Source organism: Halorussus halophilus (assembly GCF_008831545.1).
Lineage (GTDB): Archaea > Halobacteriota > Halobacteria > Halobacteriales > Haladaptataceae > Halorussus > Halorussus halophilus.
Window position 1 is genome coordinate 1,212,122 of the sequence record NZ_CP044523.1, and the last position, 23,027, is coordinate 1,235,148.

25 protein-coding genes are annotated in these 23,027 nt (G+C 62.4%); 7 read left to right on the forward strand and 18 right to left on the reverse strand.

Going from position 1 to position 23,027, the window contains the following annotated elements:
* Nucleotides 1-22: 22 nt before the first annotated feature.
* Entirely contained in the window at nucleotides 23-664 is a 642-nt protein-coding gene (locus F7R90_RS05960; protein WP_158056343.1) for a class I SAM-dependent methyltransferase, read from the forward strand.
* Nucleotides 665-680: 16 nt separating this feature from the next.
* Here the strand turns inward: F7R90_RS05960 and F7R90_RS05965 are convergent, their stop codons facing one another.
* The 7 genes from F7R90_RS05965 to F7R90_RS05995 all read right to left on the reverse strand — a co-directional run bounded on the left by F7R90_RS05965 (nucleotide 681) and on the right by F7R90_RS05995 (nucleotide 7,466).
* Nucleotides 681-1,532 carry an ABC transporter permease subunit gene (locus tag F7R90_RS05965; RefSeq protein ID WP_158056344.1) on the reverse strand — a complete coding sequence of 284 codons (852 nt, stop codon included), beginning with the start codon at nucleotides 1,530-1,532 and terminating at the stop codon, nucleotides 681-683.
* The gene (locus F7R90_RS05970) at nucleotides 1,529-2,467 is read right to left on the reverse strand and encodes an ABC transporter ATP-binding protein (protein ID WP_158056345.1); all 939 of its coding nucleotides are present in this window, start codon (nucleotides 2,465-2,467) and stop codon (nucleotides 1,529-1,531) included. The genes F7R90_RS05965 and F7R90_RS05970 overlap by 4 nt, the downstream gene beginning before the upstream one ends.
* Nucleotides 2,468-2,663: 196 nt before the next feature.
* The gene (locus F7R90_RS05975) at nucleotides 2,664-3,623 is read right to left on the reverse strand and encodes a winged helix-turn-helix domain-containing protein (RefSeq protein WP_158056346.1); all 960 of its coding nucleotides are present in this window, start codon (nucleotides 3,621-3,623) and stop codon (nucleotides 2,664-2,666) included.
* A 92-nt stretch (nucleotides 3,624-3,715) separates the two neighbouring features.
* Nucleotides 3,716-4,228: a cyclic pyranopterin monophosphate synthase MoaC gene (moaC, locus tag F7R90_RS05980; protein ID WP_158056347.1), complete on the reverse strand. Its 513-nt coding sequence runs from the start codon at nucleotides 4,226-4,228 to the stop codon at nucleotides 3,716-3,718.
* Entirely contained in the window at nucleotides 4,218-5,660 is a 1,443-nt protein-coding gene (locus F7R90_RS05985; protein ID WP_158056348.1) for an NAD(P)H-hydrate dehydratase, read from the reverse strand. Before F7R90_RS05985 ends, moaC begins: the two co-directional genes overlap by 11 nt.
* A 62-nt stretch (nucleotides 5,661-5,722) precedes the next feature.
* Nucleotides 5,723-6,010: an acylphosphatase gene (locus F7R90_RS05990; RefSeq protein WP_158056349.1), complete on the reverse strand. Its 288-nt coding sequence runs from the start codon at nucleotides 6,008-6,010 to the stop codon at nucleotides 5,723-5,725.
* Between the two features lie 571 nt (nucleotides 6,011-6,581).
* A complete protein-coding gene (locus F7R90_RS05995; protein WP_158056350.1) occupies nucleotides 6,582-7,466 on the reverse strand; it encodes a DNA-3-methyladenine glycosylase family protein in 885 nt (294 codons plus the stop codon).
* An 86-nt stretch (nucleotides 7,467-7,552) separates the two neighbouring features.
* On the opposite strand from F7R90_RS05995, the gene F7R90_RS06000 reads away from it, so the two are divergent.
* Nucleotides 7,553-7,999: a DUF555 domain-containing protein gene (locus tag F7R90_RS06000; protein WP_158056351.1), complete on the forward strand. Its 447-nt coding sequence runs from the start codon at nucleotides 7,553-7,555 to the stop codon at nucleotides 7,997-7,999.
* A 230-nt stretch (nucleotides 8,000-8,229) separates the two neighbouring features.
* On the opposite strand, the gene F7R90_RS06005 is transcribed toward F7R90_RS06000, so the two are convergent.
* Nucleotides 8,230-8,469 (reverse strand): UPF0058 family protein, encoded by a 240-nt coding sequence (locus tag F7R90_RS06005; RefSeq protein WP_158056352.1) that lies wholly within the window; start codon nucleotides 8,467-8,469, stop codon nucleotides 8,230-8,232.
* 479 nt (nucleotides 8,470-8,948) lie between these two features.
* The gene (locus F7R90_RS06010; RefSeq protein ID WP_158056353.1) at nucleotides 8,949-9,128 is read right to left on the reverse strand and encodes a DUF7836 family putative zinc-binding protein; all 180 of its coding nucleotides are present in this window, start codon (nucleotides 9,126-9,128) and stop codon (nucleotides 8,949-8,951) included.
* Between the two features lie 158 nt (nucleotides 9,129-9,286).
* Between F7R90_RS06010 and F7R90_RS06015 the strand changes: the two genes are divergently transcribed.
* Nucleotides 9,287-10,510, forward strand: a complete 1,224-nt coding sequence (locus tag F7R90_RS06015) for a putative manganese transporter (RefSeq protein WP_158056354.1) — start codon at nucleotides 9,287-9,289, stop codon at nucleotides 10,508-10,510.
* A gap of 208 nt (nucleotides 10,511-10,718) precedes the next feature.
* Here the strand turns inward: F7R90_RS06015 and F7R90_RS06020 are convergent, their stop codons facing one another.
* The 5 genes from F7R90_RS06020 to F7R90_RS06040 form a co-directional block, all read right to left on the reverse strand.
* Nucleotides 10,719-11,417 carry a ferritin-like domain-containing protein gene (locus F7R90_RS06020; RefSeq protein ID WP_158056355.1) on the reverse strand — a complete coding sequence of 233 codons (699 nt, stop codon included), beginning with the start codon at nucleotides 11,415-11,417 and terminating at the stop codon, nucleotides 10,719-10,721.
* 167 nt (nucleotides 11,418-11,584) lie between these two features.
* Entirely contained in the window at nucleotides 11,585-12,337 is a 753-nt protein-coding gene (locus F7R90_RS06025) for a ferritin-like domain-containing protein (RefSeq protein WP_225741275.1), read from the reverse strand.
* A 246-nt stretch (nucleotides 12,338-12,583) separates the two neighbouring features.
* Nucleotides 12,584-12,889: a hypothetical protein gene (locus F7R90_RS06030; RefSeq protein ID WP_158056357.1), complete on the reverse strand. Its 306-nt coding sequence runs from the start codon at nucleotides 12,887-12,889 to the stop codon at nucleotides 12,584-12,586.
* A 55-nt stretch (nucleotides 12,890-12,944) separates the two neighbouring features.
* Nucleotides 12,945-13,220 (reverse strand): ArsR/SmtB family transcription factor, encoded by a 276-nt coding sequence (locus tag F7R90_RS06035; RefSeq protein WP_158056358.1) that lies wholly within the window; start codon nucleotides 13,218-13,220, stop codon nucleotides 12,945-12,947.
* 70 nt (nucleotides 13,221-13,290) lie between these two features.
* On the reverse strand, nucleotides 13,291-13,575 hold the full coding sequence (locus F7R90_RS06040; RefSeq protein WP_158056359.1) for a DUF357 domain-containing protein: 285 nt from the start codon (nucleotides 13,573-13,575) through the stop codon (nucleotides 13,291-13,293).
* 126 nt (nucleotides 13,576-13,701) lie between these two features.
* Here F7R90_RS06040 and F7R90_RS06045 point away from each other — a divergent pair, with 126 nt between their 5' ends.
* Entirely contained in the window at nucleotides 13,702-15,045 is a 1,344-nt protein-coding gene (locus F7R90_RS06045) for an FAD-dependent oxidoreductase (protein WP_158056360.1), read from the forward strand.
* A 335-nt stretch (nucleotides 15,046-15,380) separates the two neighbouring features.
* On the forward strand, nucleotides 15,381-15,674 hold the full coding sequence (locus F7R90_RS06050; protein WP_158056361.1) for a DUF7545 family protein: 294 nt from the start codon (nucleotides 15,381-15,383) through the stop codon (nucleotides 15,672-15,674).
* 478 nt (nucleotides 15,675-16,152) lie between these two features.
* On the opposite strand, the gene F7R90_RS06055 is transcribed toward F7R90_RS06050, so the two are convergent.
* Together F7R90_RS06055 and mvk are read right to left on the reverse strand one after the other, a co-directional pair.
* Entirely contained in the window at nucleotides 16,153-16,899 is a 747-nt protein-coding gene (locus tag F7R90_RS06055) for an isopentenyl phosphate kinase (RefSeq protein ID WP_158056362.1), read from the reverse strand.
* A 3-nt stretch (nucleotides 16,900-16,902) separates the two neighbouring features.
* Nucleotides 16,903-17,892 carry a mevalonate kinase gene (gene mvk / locus F7R90_RS06060; protein WP_158056363.1) on the reverse strand — a complete coding sequence of 330 codons (990 nt, stop codon included), beginning with the start codon at nucleotides 17,890-17,892 and terminating at the stop codon, nucleotides 16,903-16,905.
* A gap of 108 nt (nucleotides 17,893-18,000) precedes the next feature.
* Here mvk and F7R90_RS06065 point away from each other — a divergent pair, with 108 nt between their 5' ends.
* Complete coding sequence (locus tag F7R90_RS06065; protein WP_158056364.1) at nucleotides 18,001-20,049, forward strand: prolyl oligopeptidase family serine peptidase; 2,049 nt, start codon at nucleotides 18,001-18,003, stop codon at nucleotides 20,047-20,049.
* A gap of 86 nt (nucleotides 20,050-20,135) precedes the next feature.
* A complete protein-coding gene (locus tag F7R90_RS06070; protein ID WP_158056365.1) occupies nucleotides 20,136-21,092 on the forward strand; it encodes an alpha/beta fold hydrolase in 957 nt (318 codons plus the stop codon).
* Between the two features lie 270 nt (nucleotides 21,093-21,362).
* Here the strand turns inward: F7R90_RS06070 and F7R90_RS06075 are convergent, their stop codons facing one another.
* Both F7R90_RS06075 and F7R90_RS06080 read right to left on the reverse strand, forming a co-directional pair.
* Nucleotides 21,363-21,752 (reverse strand): Zn-ribbon domain-containing OB-fold protein, encoded by a 390-nt coding sequence (locus F7R90_RS06075; protein WP_158056366.1) that lies wholly within the window; start codon nucleotides 21,750-21,752, stop codon nucleotides 21,363-21,365.
* Nucleotides 21,749-22,912 (reverse strand): thiolase C-terminal domain-containing protein, encoded by a 1,164-nt coding sequence (locus tag F7R90_RS06080; protein ID WP_158056367.1) that lies wholly within the window; start codon nucleotides 22,910-22,912, stop codon nucleotides 21,749-21,751. Before F7R90_RS06080 ends, F7R90_RS06075 begins: the two co-directional genes overlap by 4 nt.
* Nucleotides 22,913-23,027: the final 115 nt, after the last annotated feature.

The window sequence follows — 23,027 nt, forward strand, 5'->3', positions numbered from 1 at the left end:
CACCCGTCTGAAATTCCGGTGCATGTCCGACGAGTTCGAAGACGACTCCGCCACCGAAGACCCCGCCGCGTGGTGGGACGAAGCGTACGAGGGCGACGTGTACGACGACGGCGTGCCGTGGGACACCGGCGAACCACAATCGGCGTTCGTCCGTCTCGCCGACGCAGGCCAAATCGAGGGCCGCGTCCTCGACGTGGGTTGTGGCACCGGCACGGAAGCCATCTACCTCGCCGAGCAGGGCTACGAAGTGGTGGGCGTCGATTTCTCGGCAGAAGCAATCGGGCGAGCGAACGAGAAAGCAACGTCCCGGGAGCGCGACCTCGACGTGACCTTCCGCGTCGGGGACGTACTCGACCTCCGAGACGAGGCGGGGTCGTTCGACACCGTCGTCGATTCCGGTCTCTTCCACGCCCTTCAGGACGACCAGCGAGAACGATACGCCGACGAACTCGCTCGCGTCCTCCGTTCCGGCGGGTCGGCGTTCGTCCTCTCGTTCGGCGAAGATGCGCCCGAAGGCGGGGGACCACGACCCGTCTCGGAGTCGGACGTCCGAGCGGCCTTCGGCGGGGAAGAATGGGCGATTCGAGAGATTCGGGAGACAACCTTCGAGGCTGTCGAAGCCGTTCCGGGCTGTTTGGCAATCGTCGAGCGGAAGACCGAGTAGGTTCGTTACTGCGGACTTAGCTGACGTCTGCGCGCTCGAAGGCGAGATAGCCGAGTGCGACGGGCACGACGAGCCAGATGGCTAGCACGACGAGGCCGAACCAGCTTTCGAGGTAGAACGGCACCTCGCCGATAACGCGGTCGGCCATCGTCATGCTTTGGCCGCCGTTCGCGGCCGCCATCGCGCCGCCCGTGAGGAAGAGGTCTGAGGCCGTCGTGTAGGCGTTCTTCGGATTGAGCGTCACGAGAAGGTAGTACCACGCCGGAAGTTTACCGACTCCCGGAATCGTCCCTTCGGCGACGTAGTAGATGGCCGCTGGAACGTAGTCCCAGAGTATCTGGAAGAGAACGAATACGCCGACAGCACTGGCCATGGCCCGGGAACGCGATGCCGACGTGGCCGAAATGCCCACCGCGATGCCGACGAACGTCGTTCCAAACAGGACGGTCAACAGTGTGAGCATGACGAACTGGCCGAACGAAACCGTCCCGTACAGTGCGGCGAGAACGACCCCCGTGACGGCGAAGGCGACGACCACGGCGGCCGCGACGACGCCTGCACGGCCGAGAAGCTTCCCGACCACGACGTCTCGACGGGTGTGCGGAAGTCCGAGGAGAATCTTGATACTCCCCGATTCGCGTTCGCCCGCGATGGCGAGGTACGCCGCCACCAGTGCCGATATCGGGATGATGAGGCCTGCAGGAAGGGTGAGCAGTTGGGTCGCACCGTCGGCGTCGAGTTCGAGCACTTGGTCGAGGGCGGCTATCGTCCCGGCAGTTGCCAGCACGAACAACAGTATTATCGACCAGAGCATCTTCGAGCGCACGGCGTCCTCGAAGTCCTTGCGGGCGACGACCAGCCAACTCATAGCGACACCTCCGATTCGACTCGCTGGTCGTCTGCACCGGTCGTGTAGGAGGTAAAGAGGTCCTCCAGCGACGACTCTTTCGAGGTGATGTCGGTGACGGTCGCGCCTGCGGCCTCGACGCGATTGATTAGCTTCGCCTTCGCGGTCGTGTCGGTAATCGTCGCGGAGACGAGATGACCATCGACGGTCGTCCCGCTCACGCCCTCGATGTCGGACAGGTCCAGTTCGGGCACGCGGTCCACGGTAAGCTCCAGCGTCGAACCGGTTTCGGCGGCCTCGCGGAGTCCCGCGATAGTGTCTACGGCGATGAGTCGTCCGCGGTTCATGATTCCCACGCGGTCACAGACCGCTTCGACTTGCGAGAGGATGTGGCTGGAGAAGAAGACGGTCGTGCCGTTCTCCGCTTCCGAGCGGATGATGTCGCGCATCTCGCGGATTCCGTGCGGGTCCAATCCCGAGGATGGTTCGTCGAGAATCAGGAGGTCGGGATCGCCGACCAGCGCCATCCCGAGCGCGAGACGTTGTCCCATCCCCTTCGAGTAGTCGCCAGCAGGTCTCTCGGCGTCCTCGGCGTCGAGTCCGACTCTGTCGAGGATTTCGTCGGCGTCGTCGTCGGTCGCCTTCGAGTCGATAGCGAACTGGACGTGTTTCCGGCCGTCGAGGCGGTCGTAGAGGTCGAAGGCGTCCGGCAGGATGCCGATGCGCTGGTGAATCGCCTGCGTCTCGTCTCGGGTGTCGTATCCCAGTACCGTCGCACTCCCTTCGGTCGGGCGAACGTAGTCGAGCAGGAGGTTGATGGTCGTGGACTTCCCTGACCCGTTCGGGCCGAGGAAGCCGAATATCTCTCCGCGTTCGACGGCCAGGTCGAGCGAGTCCACGGCGAGAACGTCGTCGCCGAACTGTTTTGTCAGGGCGTCAGTTTCGATAGCGGCCATACTGTCGTAACAGTCGGCACGGCCGTCCTCCGTATATTCCTTCCTATCTTTTTACATTTTGACGGTTCGACAACTAAAACGCGCTGTAGCTCCGCGTATAAACCCCTCGCGACTGCTTGCGGTTGCTCGCCTGACTCACCCTCGTCGCTTTAACTCATTCGAGAAAACAGTCTTACACTTCTGTCGAGTCGTGTCCTCACGATTGGCTGGCGTCCGGCGCAGACTCGAACGCGCTTGCTTCGACCGAGTGACTTTCGACCGTCTCGATGGCGTCGATTTCGAGGTCCGCGTCGAGTTCTGTCCGGAGTTCGTCGCCGTCGAGCGAGACGGTCACGCGGAACCGATAGGGGTCAGTCGAGAGACACTCCGTCTCCCAGCAGTCCACGTGGAACCGGGTGAACAGTCCCCAGAACGCCTCGTTCGTAACGTCTACGCCGCGCTCCCAGCAGAAGGAGATGACTGCGGGATGGTACGTCACCCGGGCCGCTATCGGGGCAGTGAGTTTGTGACCACATCGCTCGCACGTTGCGACTTCGAGGAAGACGTTCGGAAGCGGTTCTTTGCCCGGCTGGACCTGCGAGTGCATTCGCCCGGAACACTCGAAACAGACGCCCTCGACAGCCATCGAGAATTCGTCACGGACGTGTCGCTGTGCACTCTCGACGACTTCCTCCGGCGTCCGATTCTCGGTCTGGCCGGGCGCGAGTTGATAAGAGAGGAGGCGAGTCTCACACTCGTCACACCGAATCGTGAGCAGTTCTTGTTCGTGTGCGACCACGAACGTCGTCGCCTCGCAGACCGGACAGACGCCGTCGAGTTCCACCGGTTCGAACTCCGGTCGCTCGTTGTACGTTCCCGCGAAGATGGCTCGCACGACTTTCTGGCCCGCGTGGGTCAGTCGGTAACCGTCGTCGGCCTGCCAGACGAACACGTCCTCTAACTGGCTCAGGTGGTAGGAAAACTGCGAGGTGTTGGGTGCGTCCACCTGCTCGTACAACTCCGAGAACGAGCGGCCGTGCGTGTCGCGGTGCGTGTCCTCCGGTTGCTCTGCCGCGCCGAGCGTCCGTAGTATCTCCACTCTGAGTTCGTTGCCGAGGAGTGCGAACGCTTCGTCTGGAGAGCGGTGGGCTTCGCTCGGCCCAGGCGTCGAGTTCATGCCCGGCCTATGCGGGCGGTAGCTAAAGGAGTTTCAGGTCGCGCCGGGGACTCTGTGGGACGTCCAATCTGGCGATTCTGCGTCGTGGGGCGTCAGACCACTTCCTTCGACTTCTCGACGACGCGCACTCGGTCGATGGAGGTGTCCGGATACTGGCCGTCGTCGTCCTTCTCGGCGGCCTTCACCATGTCCCAGACGACGTTCAGGCCGGTCGTCACGCCCTCAAGCGCCTCCATCTCACAGCCCGTCTTCCCGGTCGTCTCGACGGCGACTTCCACGGTCACGCGCTCGTCGTAGAGTTCGAAACTCGTCTCGACGTTCGAAATCGGAATCTGGTGGCACATCGGAATCGTCTCCCACGTGTGCTTGACCGCCTGTACTGCACCGACTCGCGCGGTGGCGAGTACGTCGCCCTTGCCGAGCGCGTTGTCGCGGATGGCTTCGATGGTCGATGGCTGAAGGTTGATTTCGCCCGCCGCGACCGCCCGCCGTCGAGAGTCGGGTTTGTCGCCTACGTCCACCATCTGGACTTCGCCCTCCTCGTCGGTGTGGGTGAGGTCGTTGGCGTCGTCTGTCTGGCCGTCGTCGCTTCCGTCACTCGTCATCGTTACCCCACAGTGCCCGCGGCAGGGTCTCAAGCATGTCGGAAGCGAGCAGTCCGTCCTTGTAGCAGTCGTCCAGCAGTTCGGCAGACCGGCCGTTCGCGTAGGCGGCCATGCACGCTGACTGGAAGGGGTCGTGGGCCGCGAGCAGTCCGGCGGTCGCGCCTGCGAGCAAGTCACCGGTTCCGCCGACGGCCATGCCGGGGGTCCCCGTTCGGCAGATTCGCGTCTCCTCGCCGTCGGTTATCACGTCGTCTTTCGCCTTGGCCAGCACGACATGGCCTAACTCGGCGGCAAGGGCTTCGATTTCGTCGGCGTAGTCGGCCATTTCCTCGCCGCTCTCGACTTCCGGGCCGCCCATCTTCGCCAACTCTCTCCGGTTCGGCGTACAGACCAGTGTCGCGTCTGTATCTACGTCGGCGACGACTGCGAGAGCGTCTGCATCGACTACAGCGCGACCGGAGAAATCGGAGAGAAACTGCGAAACTGCTTCGAGCGTCTCGTCGGCGCTCCCGAGTCCCGGACCCAACACGACCACGTCGTCGTAACTCTCTGCGGTATCGAGAATGTCGCTCACTCGCTCGGGCCGTAGTCGGTCGCTCTCGTACGGTTGGACGATGAGGTCTTCTGCGTAGCCCTGAATCTGGTCGGCGACCGTCTCGGGCGCGGCGACGAACGCGAGGTCTGCACCCGCTCGCATCGCCGACTGGGCGGCCAATGCGGGCGCACCGGTGAACGGCCCGCCACCGATGACGTAGGCGCGGGCGTCCTCGGACTTGCGTCCAGAGCGGATGGGGCGAAGGTCGCCCGGTCCGACCTGTCGTTCTGCGGCCGCGGGGATGCCGATGTCGGCGACGGTCACGTCGGCGTCGAGGCTCGACAGGCCGGGTTTCTCGTCGTGGAACGTGACGATTCGGTCTGCCTCGACGGCGACTCCCGGTGCTTCGCCGGTGTCTGCGTTGATTCCCGAGGGCACGTCCACGGCGACGACTGCCGCGTCGGCGTCGTTGATTCGTTCCGCGACGGTTGCCTCGGGTTCTCGGAGCGCGCCAGTGACGCCGGTACCGAGCATGGCGTCTACAACCACGTCACAGTCGGGCAACTCGAAGCTCCGGGAGTCGGTGACTGTTTGGCTGGCGTAGCGTGCCTGTTCGAGCGCGTCCCAGTTCTCGCGGGCGATATCTGTCGAGATGGTTCCGGGTCTCCCCAAGAGGTGGACCGACACGTCGTACTCGTCTAGGAAGCGAGCAGCGACGAAGGCGTCACCGCCGTTGTTGCCGCGGCCTGCGACGATAGCGACCCGTGCCCCGGGGTCGGCGACTGCGCGAACTTCGCGGGCGACGGCGTTCCCGCTCGACTCCATCAACTGCTTCTGAGGGACGCCGAGTGCGGCGGCGTTCTCGTCTACCTGCGCCATCCGGTCGGACGAAATCATGTCCGGGATTTCGTCGGGAACGCTCGTAAAGCCTGCCGCTACGAGGTGGGTCGGGTGGACTCTCAGCGGCGAACCTCGAACCCGTCCTCCCCCTCGGGGTCACCGTACTCGACTTCCACGTCGTCCACGCTCGCGGCGGGACTACCGGAGTGACACCACTCGACCATCTCGGAGACGGTCGATTCGGGGCCTTCGAAGACGGCTTCGACGCGGCCGTCCGAGAGGTTCTTCACCCAGCCGTCGATGCCCTTCTCGCGGGCCGTATCGCGCGTGTTCGCCCGGTAGAAGACGCCCTGAACGTTGCCGGAGACGAAGACGTGTGCGCGAGTTCTGTCGCCGTTATTTGGCATGGTTTTGGGTTCGTTCGGGAGCGGTAAATGCCGTGTGGCGACTAGTTGGTTCCGTCTGATGAAGTACTTCGGTGAGGATTGGTCGTGTCTCGGAGGTTGCTACTTACGACAGGATAGTATAAAAGCTAGCTACTGCCGGTGCTTAGAATACCGCAACCACACGCTTCCCCAGCCGACTGCGGTCCTCGGGTCCGAAAGACATGCTGTCGCGCCCGAGGGGTGCGACTAGCGCACGCCGCCCGGCTGTGAAAATGCGCGATACCTGTCCTTGGGTCATGGCGCGCGCTGGTGCGACCCAGGGTGGTCGCACCAAACTCCGCGCGAGGGATGACTGAACGAAGCGCCGCAGGTGCGAGTGAGAGAATCGGCTGGGGAGGTGTGTGGCTCTCGCGGTGCGGTACGGTCTCCTTGGTTTCGGCAGTAGCTAGCTTCACTGCGCCGTCCGATTTTCCGTTTGCTGACACCTCTCTTCGTGTGGTGACGACAGTAGCTACCCCTCTGTCTTCCGTGACTCGTTAGTTGTTTCAGTCCACCATTGCGATGCTCCGAAAGTACCTCAGAACAACTTCTACTACCGATTCCGCAGATAGTGGAACACGTACGTCTGGGCGTACCCGGCGTACTCCCCACCAAATTCTGCGCGAATCGCCCGCGAAGTTTCCGCATAGGACCCGCAGTCGCACTCTGGGTAGTACTCCGCAATCGCAGTCTGAATCCACGTGTCGAGCGGGACTGCCTCCAGATACCCCAGCGAGAACAGTAGCACGCAGTCGGCCACCTTGTCGCCGACGCCGACGAACGCCTGCATCGCGTCGCGGGCCGCTTCGTACTCCAGTCCGCGAACGTCGCTCTCCGTCGCCTCACCCGAAGCGACCAACTCTGCAGTTCGCTGGACGTACGGCGCACGATAGCCGAGTCCTAAGCCGCGTAGCTCCGACTCGCTCGCCGTCGCCAGTCGCTCCGGTGTCGGAAACTGGTGGTACGTCTTGCCGTCGAACTCGACCGCCTCGCCGTACTCCTCGGCGAGTGCGACCTGCATGTCGTAGATGCGACTCACGCGCATCTGAGCCGAGCAAATGAACGAAATCAGGCAGGGAAAGAAGGGGTCTTCGACGATTCGCATCCCGCGGTAGGCGTCGTACGCTTCGTCGAGCAGTTCGCCCCCCGGAGTCGCTTCGACGATGGCGTCTAAGTCGTCGTCCAGTCGCAGGAGGTCGAACAGTAGGTCTTCAGCATCAGTACTGGCTTCCCACTCCAACAGACCATCGCGCTGGCGCACCCAGAGGACTTCGTCGTCGAGGACCGTGTAGTACCACGCAGACCCGCCGTAGGCAGCAGCCGTTTCGTACATCTGACCGTCCTCGCGCCGCCAGAGGTAGCTCTGGCCACTCTCCAGCGTCGATTGGAGGTCTATCCCCCCGGACAGGTCCGCGACGGCTATCGAACCGGAATCCATCGCCGGTCAGAAAGGGCCGGGGTACTTGAAAACTTTCGGTTTAGGGCCAACGTTAATACTGGTGGCCGTACAAGTTTGATGCGACCATGAACTGCAGTGTTGTCGTGGAGGCCGCAGTCCCGGTCTACGACGTCGAGACCTCGGACGAGGCGGTACGAATCGCCATCTCGAAGACCGGAGAGTTGCTCAACCCCGACCTGAACTACGTCGAGATTAACATGGGCGAGCGGTCCTGTCCGCACTGTGGTGAGGAGTTGGACCCCGCGTTCATCGCCGCCGACGAGAGTCTGGTCGCGCTGGAACTAGAGATGACGGTCTTCAACGTCGAACGCGAGGAACACGCCTCGCGCATCGCTCGCAAGGAGATCGGTCAACGACTCGAAAACATCCCCCTGTCGATACTCGACGTCACCGTGCTGGAAGACGACGACGAGGACGATGAGGACGAGGAAGAAGAAGTCGAGGAGGCCGAAACAGCGTCCGACGGGACGGACGACGAGGTCCTCCCCGAATTCGAAGACCTCATCGAGTAAAGGAGTTCGACGACCGGGACTGGCCTGCGACGACCGGGTCGGGTTGTGACGACTGACCTGTTTGCAGATTATCTAGCGAATATCTGGCGAAGTCGAAATTCGTTCAGCGACGACTCCGCGTCGCATACGTTTCGAGGTCAATCGAGTACGTATCGAGACCAAACGCATCGTTACGCACCGCTAGTAGGGAGTTGCTACCGTAGTGAGGAATCGACTACCGCGACTGCGTTTCAGTCGGCCTTGGGAGCGACTTTCTCGCCGCTCTCGACTTCGGTCATCTCGGACGTAATTGATTTCGCCATCGCAAAAACAGCGGCCTTGTGGTCAGTTTTTGATTTGTGGATCGATGTCGGTCGTACACCGAGAGAGTCGTACTCGCTGAGGTCTACGTTCATGCCGTTCTCGTCTTCGTAGTAGCTTCCGACCTCTGCGAGCAGGCCGTGAAGGTGAATGAGTTCCTGCTTCTTCATGGACAACCAAGGCTAACGGTTGCAGGGTTATAGTATTATCTTGAGTCCCGTTAACACGGGTTACGGATTACTCCTCCGTTTGAGAACTGTTCACGAACGAAATAATCGATAACCTACCGTTGCCAAATCGTTCCATACCGTTCCGTTCGCTTCCAGAGAATACGGAATCTTGCAGCCTTCTCACGGTCTGATTCGACGGATATCGAAAATAGGTACTATCGAACGAATAATATCTCTGCTTGGAACGAAGTCCCCATACTCGACAGGAACTGCGTGTCATGAAACGTTTCCGCGCAGAAATCGGAGGAAAATGGGTCGGTTTTTCTCGCGCGCGCTCGTCGCGCGTCGGGCGCTCCCGTAGCAAGAACACGGTCTTCCTGTCGAAGCGACTCACGACAGTCGACGCTTCGCTTCGACGTACTCGGCCCGAGAAGAACGTGGACGTTGCGTTCGAAACGCGACGCACGTCCGGCGACTCACTACTTGAACTGCTTCAGCGTCTCCAAGTCACGCTCGGTTCGCGTGAACTCGGCCGTCCGACGTGACGCGTGACAGTTCGGGCAGTGGAACATCTCGTCGGTGGACGGGAGGGCGTCCGGGCCTTCCTCCCAATCCTTGCCACACTCTGGACACAACAGTCGCACGTACGTTTCGTTCATACACCTGAGTATGTGCGAGACTGGTAGAAAAAACTTGTCGCAGAAATGTGGGGTGGGCGATACGTGGAACCGCAAACTATAAATTTGGGTGTACTAAAATAACTTTTAGATATGTCTAATCTACTGTCGGACAGTCGGCTACCCCGTCTGGAGTGCGAATGAACGAAATAGTCGAGATATTCGTCGCGTCGGTGCGCGACGGTTACGTGCAAGTCAGCGCGTTCGTCGCGGTCACCGTCCTATTGTTCAGTTACGTGCAGTATCGAACCGGCGGCGCGCTGGTCGAACGACTCGAAGAAAACGAACGCTTCCAACCGTTCGCTGGTGCGGCGATGGGACTCACGCCCGGCTGTGGCGGCGCAATCGTGATGATGCCGCTGTACGTCCGTGGCTCTGTTAGCTTCGGGACCGTCGTGGCGACGCTCATCGCCACGGCTGGCGACTCGGCGTTCGTCATCTTCGCGCTCGCACCGGAGGCGGCGCTGTACGCTTACGGTATCGCGTTCGCTACGGCAGTCGTCTTCGGTTACGCCATCGACAAGTTCGGTCTCGGCGTCGGTCGCGTCGATGCCGCGGTCAGCAAACTCGACCGGAGGGCGGCCACCGACGGCGGCGTCGCCACTGGTGGCGTCAGTAGCGGTCCCCACGACTTCGACGCAAGCCGTGACTACGACCACGATGCAAGCTGTGACCACGACCACGAACCAGCGAGAGAGTCGGCCATCCTGACGCCCATCTCGCACGCCGCGCACGCCGCGTGGTGGGTAGCGGCCGGGTCCGCACTCGCCTTGGGGGTCATGTACCTCCTCGCAGGTGCCCCAGAAGTCGCGCTCGAACTCGGACCGACGTTCGACGGTGCGTTCACGGTGGTCGGTATCACCGGGACGACACTGTCCTTTTTCCTCTACTTCGTCGGTCGCCGCTATCTCGGTGACGGCGAAGTCGGACGCGCCCGCGAGTCGTTCGCCGACGCATACGACACACTGGTCCACGCCGCGATGGAGACCAGTTTCGTCACCGTCTGGGTGCTGACGGCGTACCTGCTCTACGAGTACGGCATCCTCCTCACCGGCATCGACATCGGTGCGGTCGCTGCGGCCGCTGGCCTGCTCGCACCCATCGCGGGTGCGCTAGTCGGCCTCATCCCGGGCTGTGGCCCGCAAATCGTCCTCGCTGGCGTCTACGCCGAGGGTGCGATTCCGTTCTCGGCACTGACGGCAAACGCCATCAGTCAGGACGGCGACGCGCTGTTCCCGCTCATCGCGGTGGACAAGACGGCCGCAATCGTCGCGTCCATCTACACCACGATACCGGCGCTCATCGTCGGCGTGCTTCTGCACGTCGTCTTCGGCCCGTTGTTCGGTTTCGGCGTGCTCGGGTAGCGGTTCGTAAGAATTAGTTTCGGGCTGGTTTCGGTGCTGACGACGAATTAGACGTGGCTGTGACCACCTCGAAAGCCCCCTTTCGTTTCCCCTGTCGGTTGGGTAGTCGGTTTTCGCGTTCGGTTGGGCCACCCCAATAGCTGGTGGTCTGCTCGTTTTCGGAAGAAGGGCCGAAGTATCCGGGACCAAGAAAAAGAGCCGCCGTGGTTCAGCCTTCGACGATGAACTGACTCGCTATCTCTATGACTTCCTCCATCGACTGCGCTGGGTCGAAGGCGTCGGGGAACGGCGAGTCCCCGTTGGCGAAGTTCAGGATGGAAGCGTGTCGGGCCTCGACGCTGTGAATCGACAGCGCAGCCGACAGAATCTCGTCGTTCTGGATAGCTGGTGCGGCACCGGCGTAGGCCGCGACACCTGTGTTCTCCAGTGCCTGTGCAATCGCCACGAACTCCGTCGCGTTGCTGTATCCGAAGTCGTACTCTGCTTCGCCGACCGGTTCGCCACCGAGGTCGGTCACGACTTCGGTCAGTGCATCGACGTGGGCCTTCTCGTGGTCGCGGACGACTTCTAGTAGGTCCGTCACCGAGTACTGCACACCCTTCGTGAGTCGTCGGATCGACTTCGACTGCGCGAGGTCGCCCTCGCTGAACTGTTCGAGGCCGTCGCGGTAGAAGGCGTACTCCAGATGTTCGAGCGTCAGCGCGTAGTTCAGGATGTCCACGTCGCTCGGGCCGTCCTCGGACTCTTGGCCGCCGGTAGCGGCGACCGCTCCCGCCCCGCCCAGCGACAGCGCGAGTGCCCCGCCGCCGACTTTCGCCGAACTTTCGAGAAACGCACGCCGAGTCGTCGGTGCGAGTTCTCGTAGTTGCTCCCCGGTTCCCCATTCGTCCCCCTCGTGGTCGCTCATGGTCGTTCTGTGCCTGTCCGGCACGATTCAAACGGAGTCTGTATTTTAAAAGAAGATTTTCCGAACTCTCACCCAAATTCGTCCCACAACCCGGGATAGCACGTTCGAACGTGGGCGCAGTGGTTGTCTCTGGCTGGCTCCGACCCTCTTTCTTGTGAACTACCGCCTCAAGACTTCACGATGAACTGGCTGGCTATCTCCTTGACCTTCTCCATCGACTTCGCCTCGTCGAACGCGTTGGGGAACGGCGAGGCGTCGTTGACGTAGTTGAGCGACGCCGCGTGACGCGCTTCGACGCTGTGAATCGACACTGCGGCCGCGAGCAGTTTGTCGCTCTCGATGGACGGCGCGGCACCGGCGTACGCCGCGACGCCCGTGTTTTCGAGGGCTTTCGCCACGCCGAGGAACTCGGCTGGTGACTCGTAGCCGAAGTCGTACTCGGCGGCCTCGACGGGGTCACCGCCGAGTTTCTCGATGACCTTCGTTATCTGCTCGACGTGGGCCGCTTCGTGTTCGCCGACAGTTTCGACCCACATCGGAATCTGTTCACGGGTCGCGTCGGGCACGTCACAGCCCAAGTTGGCGTCTCGGAACTCCTCGGCGTCGAACTCCTCTACGCCTTGTTGGTAGAACGTCGCTTCCAGGTGTTCGAGGGTCAGCGCGTAGTTGAGGATGTCTATGTCAGAGGTCTCGTCGCTCTTCTCCGCGCCGTCCTCGTCCTGTGCCGCGGGCGCTCCGGACTTGTCGGTCTGCCCACCAGCGAGTTGCCCCATGGCGGTGCCCGACACCCCGACCGCGCCGAGTGCAGTGGCCGAGCCTGCGAGGAAGCCGCGCCGGGAGGTCAACTGCTCCTGCGCGCTCTCGGTTATCGCCTCGATGCTCGCGGCCGCGTCGTCGTCGGATTGGGTTCGGTCTACCATCGGTGAATCCGTGCGCCGTAGCGCACAGGCAGAACGAGGCCGAAGACACCAAAGTGGATTTCCCGAACTCTCACCCAATTTCATCTCGAATTTTGTGTATTATATTGGAAATTGGCTAAAAACGTTATTTTTATTTGGAATATGTCTGCACTGCGTTCTCTCTCGGGAGTCGGCTATTTCGACTGATTCGACTTTCCACGCGCGAGAAGACACGACCCAAAATTTCGATTCTGGCTCGATTCCAGTTCAGTCCCACGTCACCCAGGTCAGAAACACCAGCGCGCCGAATTCGAGGATGTGGAGGATGAGCATCGCACGCCACGCGGGGGCCGGAACGGCGGTGCTGAACCACCCTGCGAGCAGTGGGTCCAGCATGTAGTAGTAGAACGCCAGTGCGTTCTCTGCGAGCAACAGGATAGAGAAGACGCTCAGTCCCAGCGTATGCTTCGAGCGGAACTGGAGGTAGTTGCGGGCCCAGACGTAGGTCAGCATAGCTAACAGCACCGTGTTCAGCGCCGTTGCCACGCGTGCGGCGTCGATTAGCAGGCCCATTCGTATCTCCGTTGTAAGTTCCGGCAGTTATACGCTTTCCCAAATTCACCCATAATCACTCTACCTCCTCGATAATTTGCTCGACCGTCTCCCAGTGGTGGCGCGCTTGGTCGGTGGGGAGATACACCGCGCCGTAGTCGTCGCCGCTATTCTGGACGATGTCGTTTTCCATCAACACGTCGAGATGATGGCGCACCGTCTTGTAGTCCAAGTCGAGGTCTTCCGCGAGTTGGTTGGCGTTCCGTGGACGCTCGTCTATGGCCCGCAGGAGACGCGCGCGGTTGGCACCGCCCCGCGTCCCGGTCAACACGTACCACAGAACGCTCTCCATCGATTACCCACTCACGTGCCCGGTTTGTAAGCGCATCGACACCGCTCGCAATTTTCCGGTTTTCTAACAGTCAGACGGTGAAGAGATGTCCCTCGCGTGGCACGTCGAACAGACCGACGCGTGCGCCCGCGTCGAGCCAAGCGTGACCGTACGAAAAGGAGGCCAGCGCGTTCACGAGGTCGTCTTCCTCGCGGAAGTGACGGCCGTCGTCCAGATACGACTGGGCCATCTCCAGACACTCGGCGGCGGCCTCGCCCATCGGCGTGTCCTCGGGCGGCGCGACTTCGGCGGCGTCGAGTGCCTCCGCGAGCAGGCCCTCGTAGCGGTCGGTCTTCTCTTCGAGGTCGGCGGCCATGTACGGTTCGTGGGGTGGACGGTAGGTAAGCGTTCGGAGTTATCACTCGGTGTTAGTCTGACTCCGATAGCGGAAAGTCGGGGGGACAACACAAGCTAAATAGCCCGGCCGAATCAATATTGCACTATGAGCGAACACCCGCACGTCGAGATTTACACAAAGGAGCAGTGTCCGTACTGCGAGAAGGCCAAGGACCTCTTCGACGCGAAAGGCGTCGAGTACGAGACGTACAACGTGACCGGCGACGACGACCTGTTCGAGGAGATGGTCGAGCGCGCCGACGGTCGGAAGACGGCACCCGAAGTGTTCATCGACGACGAACTAATCGGTGGCTTCGACCAGACCAAAGAACTGGACGAGGCTGGCGAACTGGACAAAAAACTCGGTACTGTCTGTGCCGACGGTGGTGAGGAGTCCGCCAATGCAGACGCCCCCACCGAACACCGCAAACTCATCGTCGCCGGGAGCGGCATCGCAGGATTGACCGCGGCCATCTACTCCGCGCGGTCGAACAACGACCCGCTGGTGTTGGAAGGTGACGAACCCGGGGGCCAACTCACCCTCACCACAGAGGTCGAGAATTACCCTGGCTTCCCGGAGGGCATCAGTGGCCCGGACCTCATCAACAACATGAAAGAGCAGGCCAAGCGGTTCGGTACCGAGGTCAAACACGGCGTCATCGAAGACGTAGACGACTCCCAGCGACCGTACCGCGTCGAGTTGTCCAGTGGCGACGTCTACACGACCGACGCATTCATCGCCGCGTCCGGTGCGAGCGCCCGCACGCTCGGCATTCCGGGCGAGGACAACCTGATGGGCTACGGCGTCTCGACCTGCGCGACCTGCGACGGCGCGTTCTTCCGCGGTGAGGAGATGGTGGTCGTCGGCGGCGGCGACGCCGCCTTCGAGGAGGCCAACTTCCTCACGAAGTTCGCCTCGAAGGTGTATCTGGTCCACCGCCGCGAGGAGTTCCGCGCCGAGGACTACTGGATCGACCGCGTGCAGGAGAAAGTCGATGAGGGCGAAATCGAGATTCTGCGCAACACAGAAGTCACGGAAATCCACGGCACTCCCGAAGAGGGCGTGGACTACCTCTCGATGGTCCGCCATCCCGAGGGTCGCCCGAGCGAGAAACTGGACGACTCCGAAACCGAGGAGTTCGAGATGGACGTCGGCGCGATGTTCGTCGCCATCGGCCACACGCCGAACACGGAGTACTTCGAAGACACAGCCGTCGAGATGGACGACGCGGGGTACATCCAGACCGAGGGCGGCAAGGGCGGCGGCCAGACGAAGACAGGCGTGCCCGGCATCTTCGGCGCTGGCGACGTAGTGGACTTCCACTATCAACAGGCTGTCACCGCCGCGGGTATGGGCTGTAAGGCCGCGCTCGACGCCGACGACTATCTCGAAACTGTGGAACTGGAAACCGAGGAACCGGCGGCGGAAGCGGCGGCAGGCGACGACTGAGGACTTTCTGACTACTCTCGCGGTTCAGCAACCGATAGTTTCGTCCGGTGACACCTGCCACTGGGAACGCTCGCTTGACCAATTGAAGGGTGGACTGAAAGGGGCCGACCGGTCGCGTCCGAAGGACGTGGTTACTCTGCGGGCCACTATTCGCGCCGTGCTGTGCGGTGAGGCCGAATATCCTGCAGAGCAACCGGGAGCGGTCGGGGGCTTTCTAAGCGGTAATACTGAGGATGTTGTCTGCGGTTGGTAGCAAATAGACTGTGAGATCCGGGACAGCAACTCTCTATCCCGACACCCGCACACCTTTACGTCCGCTCCTGAAACTACCACGCATGTCCGACGAAGTCGAGACGACGACGTACACCATCGAAAGCCCCGACGGAGACAGCGACGAACTGACGATTCCGACTGGCCTCGTGGAGATGCTCCAAGAAGAGGGCGAGACGGGTGCGGACGTCCTGGGCGACATGGCGATGCTCTCGCTCGCACAGCAGGCCCACGCCGTCGTTCACCACTCCCACGGCGAGACGGACCCACAAATCGAAGCCTACGAGGAGAAGGCGATGGACCTCTTCGAGGAACGCTTCGGCACGACGTTCGGCGAGATGACTGGTCACGACCACTAACCACCTTTTTTCTCGTCGGGTGCCGTCGCGATAGAGGCGCTCGGCACCGCTCTCTGCTCACGGCCAAAGGCCGTTCGCACGGTTCGAGGGCCGGAGTCTCTCGGCACTCGAAAAAATATGGATCAAAAAAGGGATACGAGAAATCAGCGCGCGACGCGCGCTGATTTCTCGAATCTTCTTTTTCTGGTGCCACTTCCGCACAGCACAGCACCGCGAGAGCCACACCCTCCCCAACCGACTCCTTCGCTTCGCTCAGTCGTCCCTCGCGCGGAGTTGGCGCGACTCCCTTGCGGGGTCGCGCCAGCGCGCGCCGTGACCAAACCCGGTATCGCGTGTATTCGCAGAAACGAACGTTCAAGTATCAGAACGAGACCAACCCATCTCGGACGTTCTGTATTGGTTCCGTATCTCCAAAATCTCCCCGGAACCACCAGTCCGACTAACCCGAAAGGGCCGAGCCAAAACACCAAGCCGACAGTTACGACTCGCCGCCGTCGATGAGGGTGCCGGGGTCTTGGCCACCCAAGAACTCCCGAATAGCATCAGGACCGAAAATCGTCGCGGGCGCACCCAAGTCCAGCAGGGCGCGCACCTTCCCGGCCATCCCACCAGTCACATCTGTAGACTCACTGCCACCCAAGAAATCGGCTACCTCGTCGTAGGAGCGAATCTCCGGAATCACCGCTTCCTCGTCGTCCAGCACGCCGGGCACCGTCGAGCAGAAGCCCACCCGGTCGGCACCCAGACCCTGAGCCACTGCTGTGACCACTTCGTCACCACTGAGGATGGTCACACCCTTCCCCTCGTGGGCCACAACGTCGCCGTGCAGTACCGGGACGAATCCCTCGTCGAGCATCGTCTCGACTTGCGTGGTCATCAACTCCAACGTTCCCGCTCCGTCTCGCTTCGCGGCCGAGAACGGATGCACCGGCACCGCTGGCACGTCGCGCTCGTGCAGACGCGAGAGGACGAAGTCGTTCAGCGTCTTCATCGCGCCGTGGATTTCGACCGCCGCAGCGGCATCTTTCGAGCCGTCGGTCTTCGAAACGCCGTGTTCGCTGGCGTTGTGGTGGCCGAAGCTTCCGCCGCCGTGGACGACCACGAGGTCCGAGACGGGCGACTCCGCAATCGCGTCCGCGGCGTCAGCCAACGCCGGGCCGTCCAGTGCTTCCGCGCGGTCCTTGTCGGTGATGACGCTTCCGCCGAGTTTCAGGATGGTAGTCATCTCTCAGACCTCCTCCACGCGCACGCCGTCGGTGTCTAACCCCGCTCGGAACGCGGCCTCACAACCGGGCGTGAACTTCAGCGCCGTCTCTGTCCCATCGCTCTCGTCCAGCGCGACGATACAGCCACCGCCGCCCGCGCCGGTCAGTTTCGCCCCGAGTGCGTCGGCGTCACGGGCCGCCCAGACCATGTTGTCGAGCGAGCGCGAGGAGACGCCCAGTGCTTCGAGCAGTCCGTGATTGAAGTTCATCAGTCGGCCCAACTCTTCGAGGTCACCGTCTGCGAGTGCCTCTTCGCCGGAGCGCACGATGTCGCCGATGCTTGCGACGGTATCGGCCGCGAAGTCGTACTCCTCGCGGAGTGCGCGGACGCCAGCGACGAGTTGTCCGGTGTCGCCCGCACCGCCGTCGAAGCCGATGACGAAGGGGAGGTCCGGTGCGTCGATACTCCGGCAGTCGTCGCCTTCGACGCGGACCGCGCCGCCTGTCGCCGAGCAGAAGGTGTCTGCGCGAGAGGCTTCGCCGTCCTGTACTTCGAGTTCGGCTCGGTACGCGCGCTCGGCGATTTCCTCGCTCGTCAACTCGACGCCCAACTCCCGGGTCGCCGCGTCGATGCCCGCACAGACGACTGCCGCCGAAGAGCCGAGACCCGCACCGAGGGGAATCTTGCTCTCGACGGTGATGTCGAAGCCCACCTCGGGCGCGTCTGCCGCGTCGCGGGCCTGTTCGACGGCGGCGTCGATGTACCCCACTCCTGCGGCGACCAACGATTCGGAGACGTTCACGTCGGGCGTCTCCTCGCTCTCGCTACTGTACTCGACCGTGAACCCGTCGAGGCTCAGGTCCTCGGCGTGGACTCGCAATCGGTCGTCGTCCCGCTTCTCCACCGTGACCCGTGCCCGTCGCTCGATGGCACAGGGGACCGCCGGTTCGCCGTAGACGACCGCGTGCTCCCCGAACAAGTAGACCTTGCCGGGAGCGCTCGAAACGACCATGCGGGGAGGTTCCGGTTCGGGGGGTTTCACTCTTTCCGAAGCGGTTCCTGCTTTCGAGACGGTTGCCTGCGCCCGAGAGACTTTGTAGCACGACTCACACTGGGAACCATGCCCGAACCTCCGGAGACCGAGCGACGCGAAGTCGTCGAAACCCTCCACGGCGAAGAGATACGCGACCCGTATCGCTGGTTAGAGGACGACACCGACGAGGTAACTGCGTGGGTCGAACGCCAGAACGAGTACGCCGACAAGTTTCTCGAAAACGACGCCCGCGAGTCCTTAGAGTCTCGATTCCGCTCGCTCGCCGACGTACCCAACCACGGCGTCGTCGTGCCGCGAAGCGCGGGCTACTTCCAGCGCGTCGAGCGCGCAGACGACGACCGAGCGCGACTGCTCGTTCGCCCGGAAATCGACGCGGAGCCTCGCGTCCTCGTGGACCCGAACGAGTGGGACGACGCGTCGTCGCTCGACTGGTTCTATCCTTCTCCAGATGGTTCGCTGGTCGCCTACGGTTTCGCGGAGGGCGGCCAGGAGCAGTACGACGTGCGGGTCCTAGACACCGAATCCGGCGACCTCGTAGACGAGCTACTCGACTGCGGACGCGCCGGACCGCGAGGACTGGCGTGGACCGAGGACGGATTCTACTACGTGACGACCGGGGCCGCAACCGACGGCGGTCAACTCGACAAGGAAATTCGCTACCACGAACTCGGTAGCGATTCCGACGAAGACCCGCTGTTGACCGACGACATCAGCGAGTACGCGTGGCCGGGTCTCGAAATCGACGACGGGACGTTAGTCGTCGCGTATCAGGAGGGATGGACGCGGAGCGACGTGTACCGCTGGGATGGCACACCGGCCGAGTTGGCAGATTCGGACGCTGGCGAACTCGTACCGATACTCACGGACGTAGACGCGTCGTTCCAACCGACGCTCACCGACGGGACGCTGTACTTCCTCTCGGACTACGACGCGTCGAAGCGACGGATACTAGCCTGCGACGTAGACAACCGTAACTTGGACCCCGAGGACCTCCGAGAAGTGATCCCCGAGTCCGACAGTCTCCTCGAAGAGTTCGTGGTCGCCGACGACTCGCTGGTGGTTCATCGTCAACAGGACGCCCACTCGTCGCTCGCGGTCTACGACTTAGATGGAACCCACCGCCACGACGTAGACTTGGTTGGGTTCACAGGCATGAACCGGGGCGAACTTTGCGGTCACCCGGACGACCCGGAGTGGTTCTTCCAAGCGCGACGGTTCGACCGGCCGCCGTGGGTCGCTCGTGGCGACACCGAGACAGGCGAGACAGTAGTCGTCAGCGAGCGGGAAGCCGCGCTCGACGCGAGCGGGAATGCGGACCTCGTCGTCAGCCAGAAGTTCTACGAGTCGGCCGACGGAACCGAAATCCCTGCGTTCGTCGTCCACCGTGAGGACGTGGAGCACGACGGCGACAATCCGACGGTTCTCTACGGCTACGGCGGCTTCCGAAAGAGCATGACGCCGGAGTTCGACCGGTTCAGAACGCCGTTCCTCGAAGACGGTGGCGTCTTCGTGCAGGCGAATTTGCGGGGCGGTGCTGAGTACGGCAAGGAGTGGAACCACGACGGACGGCGCGAACACAAACAGCACACCTTCGACGACTTCATCGCGGTCGCAGAGGGTCTCGTCGAGTCGGGTTACACCAACTCCGAGCGACTCGCGGCACTAGGGCGGTCGAACGGCGGGTTGACCGTCGGCGCGGCCCTGACACAGCGACCCGACCTGTTCGGCGCAGTCCTCTCGGAAGTGCCCCTGCTCGACATGCTCCGGTTCCACCGATTTCTGCTCGGCGAATCGTGGACTACCGAGTACGGCCATCCGGAAGACCCCGAAGCGTTCGAGTACATCCGCGAGTACTCGCCGTACCACAACGTCGAAGAGGGAGTTGAGTATCCGGCAGTCCTGTTCGGAACTGCGGCTGGCGACACGCGGGTCCACCCGTGTCACGCCCGAAAGATGACCGCGCGGATGCAGGAGGCAACGATGGGCGACGCCCCGATTGTGCTCCGCACGGAGAACGGAACCGGCCACGGCGTCGGCAAACCAACCTCGATGCAGGTCGCCGAAGAACTCGACCGCTGGGCATTCCTCTACGACCAGTTGGGCGTGCTGGACTGAAACCCGTTTCATACTTCTCTAAATATGTGATAAAAAGGGGTGGGCCGCCAACAAAAGCTAAATCTCTCCACGATGACTAGTCACGTATGAAGCTACGGAGGGCCATCACCGCGACAGTGGGCGGACTCGGCGCGGCCGCACTCGGCAACAAGCTACTCGCGTGGAAAGCGGGGAAACTCTCCCCGCCACTGGAAGGTGAGCAACGGACCTACCGCTGGCGCGGGTTCGACATCGCGTACACCGAGGCTGGCGACCCAGACGACCCCGACCTGTTACTCCTGCACGGCGTTCACGCCGCGGCGTCGAACAAGGAGTTCGACCAGATTTTCAGACAACTCAGCAAGACCCACCACGTCATCGCGCCCGACCTTCCAGGGTTCGGCCGCTCGGACCGGCCGCCGCTGACCTACTCGGCGTCGCTGTACACCGCCTTCGTCACCGACTTCGCGGAGGACCTGACTGACGACGCCGCCTGCGTCGCCTCCTCGCTAGCGGGGTCGTACGCCGCGCTCGCTCAGCAACAGTCCGAGGTGTTCTCCCGATTGGTTCTGGTCTGCCCGACGGCCGACACGGGCACGCGCCGACTCTGGCTTCGGTCGGTGATGCGTTCGCCGCTCGTCGGTCAGACGCTATTCAACCTTCTGACAAGCAAGCGGTCGCTCCACTGGTTCGACAATCGAGACGCCTACTCCGACGAAGCGGGCTACACCGAGCGCGACGTGGACTTCCAGTGGGAGACCAGCCATCAACCCGGCGCACGCTACGCACCTGCCTCGTTCGTCTCGGGCTATCTCGACCCAGACGTGGACCTCGGCGCGGAACTGGCCAGAGTGGACGTCCCCGTTACCATCGTCTGGGGTCGGGACGCCACCGTGACGCCGCTGGAAGAAGGAGAGAAATTGGCCGAGGCGGCCGACACGAAACTGGTGGTCTTCGACGAGGCGAGACTGCTCCCACACGCCGAGCATCCGGGTCCGTTCCTCGAAGTCCTGCTGGACGAGTTGACCGAGCGACCGGAGCGCGAGAGGGAAGCCGAACCGTAACGCTCCGAACTTCGGTGTCGCTTCTCAGAGTTTCACGGTCCACGAGAATCGGCAGGAGAACCTAGCCCACAGGACGCGAACGGCGGGCGCCGTTCGCGGGGAGGTTTGGGGACTGCGGTAGGTCTGGTGAGTGACGCGAACCAGACCGTCTGCGGAGTTTGCACGGCGTTGCACCGGCAGTAGCTAGCGTAGCGTCGTCCGACCTCGCACTACACTAGTCGCTCTCGAAGCGACGACAACTGCAACGACGACACGAAAAGCGATAATTTTCTAGCGCGGGTGGAAGACGAGAATCCGCTCGCCCGTCGTCTCCGTCTCGCCGATTCCTGCTTCGACTTCCATGCCGGTTTCGACCGCGTCTACCTCGACACCACGCATCTGTCCCGTCGCGCGAACGCCGCCGAAGTCTACGACAGCAGTCACGTAGGGCGTGTCGGCTTCGAACTCTGGCGCGGCTACCCGAACCACGGTGAACGTCTCGATTGTCCCTGTTTCAGGTAGCGCAACCTCCGCCAACTCGTCCGAACCGCAGTGCGGGCAGAGTCGTCGCGGCGGGAGCGACCCGTGGCCGTTCTCGCATTCGAGATAGAACCCTTCACCCGACTCGATTGCGTCGAGGAAGTCGTCGAAGCCGTCGTCGCGTGCGTCGTGTCGCTTCATTGGTTTACCTCCAGCACGTGAACCGTCGTACTCGCAACCGTGCCACCCGCGTTGTGCGCGACACCCACGTCGCCGTCCACGGCGTCGCTGTTGTGATGGTCGCCGCGGAGCAGGCGCGTGAGTTCGGTAATTTGGCTGGTGCCGGTTGCACCGACCGGGTGGCCCTTGGCTTTCAGTCCACCGGACAGATTTATCGGCAGGCCGCCGTCGCGGGTCGTCTCGCCGCGCGCCGCCGCACCGATGGCTTCGCCCTGCGCGTAGAAGTCGAGTGCTTCGAGTGCCAGCACTTCTGCGATGGTGAAGCAGTCGTGGACCTCTGCGACGGACACGTCCGTCGCGTCGATGCCCGCGTCGTCGTACGCTTCTTCGGCGGCCTTCTCGGCAGCTGGCGTGCGAGCCAGATACTCACGGTCCTGCAAGGCCATCTTGTCGCCGCCCTGTCCGGTGCCGGTAATCGAGACCGGCGCGTCGAGGTCGTGTTGCTCCGCAAATTCGTCGCTGACGAGGACGATTGCGCTCGCGCCGTCGGTGATTGGGCACGCGTCGTACAACCCGAGCGGGTCGGCGACCATCGGCGCGTCGAGGGCGTCTTCGACCGAAATCTCGCGCTGGAACTGCGCGAACTCGTTGCCGAGCGCGTTGTCGTGGTTCTTCACCGCGATTTCGGCGAGGTCCTCTCGAGAGCCACCGTACTGCTCGAAGTACGCTTGTGCCATCAGGGCGTACGCGGCCGGGAACGTCATCCCAGCCCGCACCTCGTAGAGGTCGTCGGCCGCGATTGCGAGCGCCTCGGTCGTCTTCGCAGTGCCGAGGTTGTTCATGCGCTCTGCGCCACCGACCAGAACGACGTCCGCCTCGCCGTTGCGCACGTCTTTGACGGCTTCGCGTACTGCGACGCCGCTAGAGGCACACGCACTCTCGTAGCGCGTCGCAGGCGCGTCTAATCCCGCTGCTTCGGCCATCAGCGGCCCTTGGTGGCCCTGATGCTCGCTCAGTTCGCCCATGAAGTTGCCGTAGTTCAACTGCTCGACCAGCGAGCGGTCGATGCCCGCGTCGTCGAGCGCAGTCGCGCTCGCTTCTGCGAAGAGGTCCCGGCCAGTCCGCTCGGGATGGCTCCCGAAGTGGGTCAGTCCGACCCCCGCAACTCGAACACCTGTCATAAATGGTCGTACGTGATGGACAGTTAAGAAAGCCACCGGTTTTCTAGCGTGTGATACGTCACCAAATTACCACACGGGACGTAGTTTTTCAAGGAACGAGTCGTATGGATTTCCT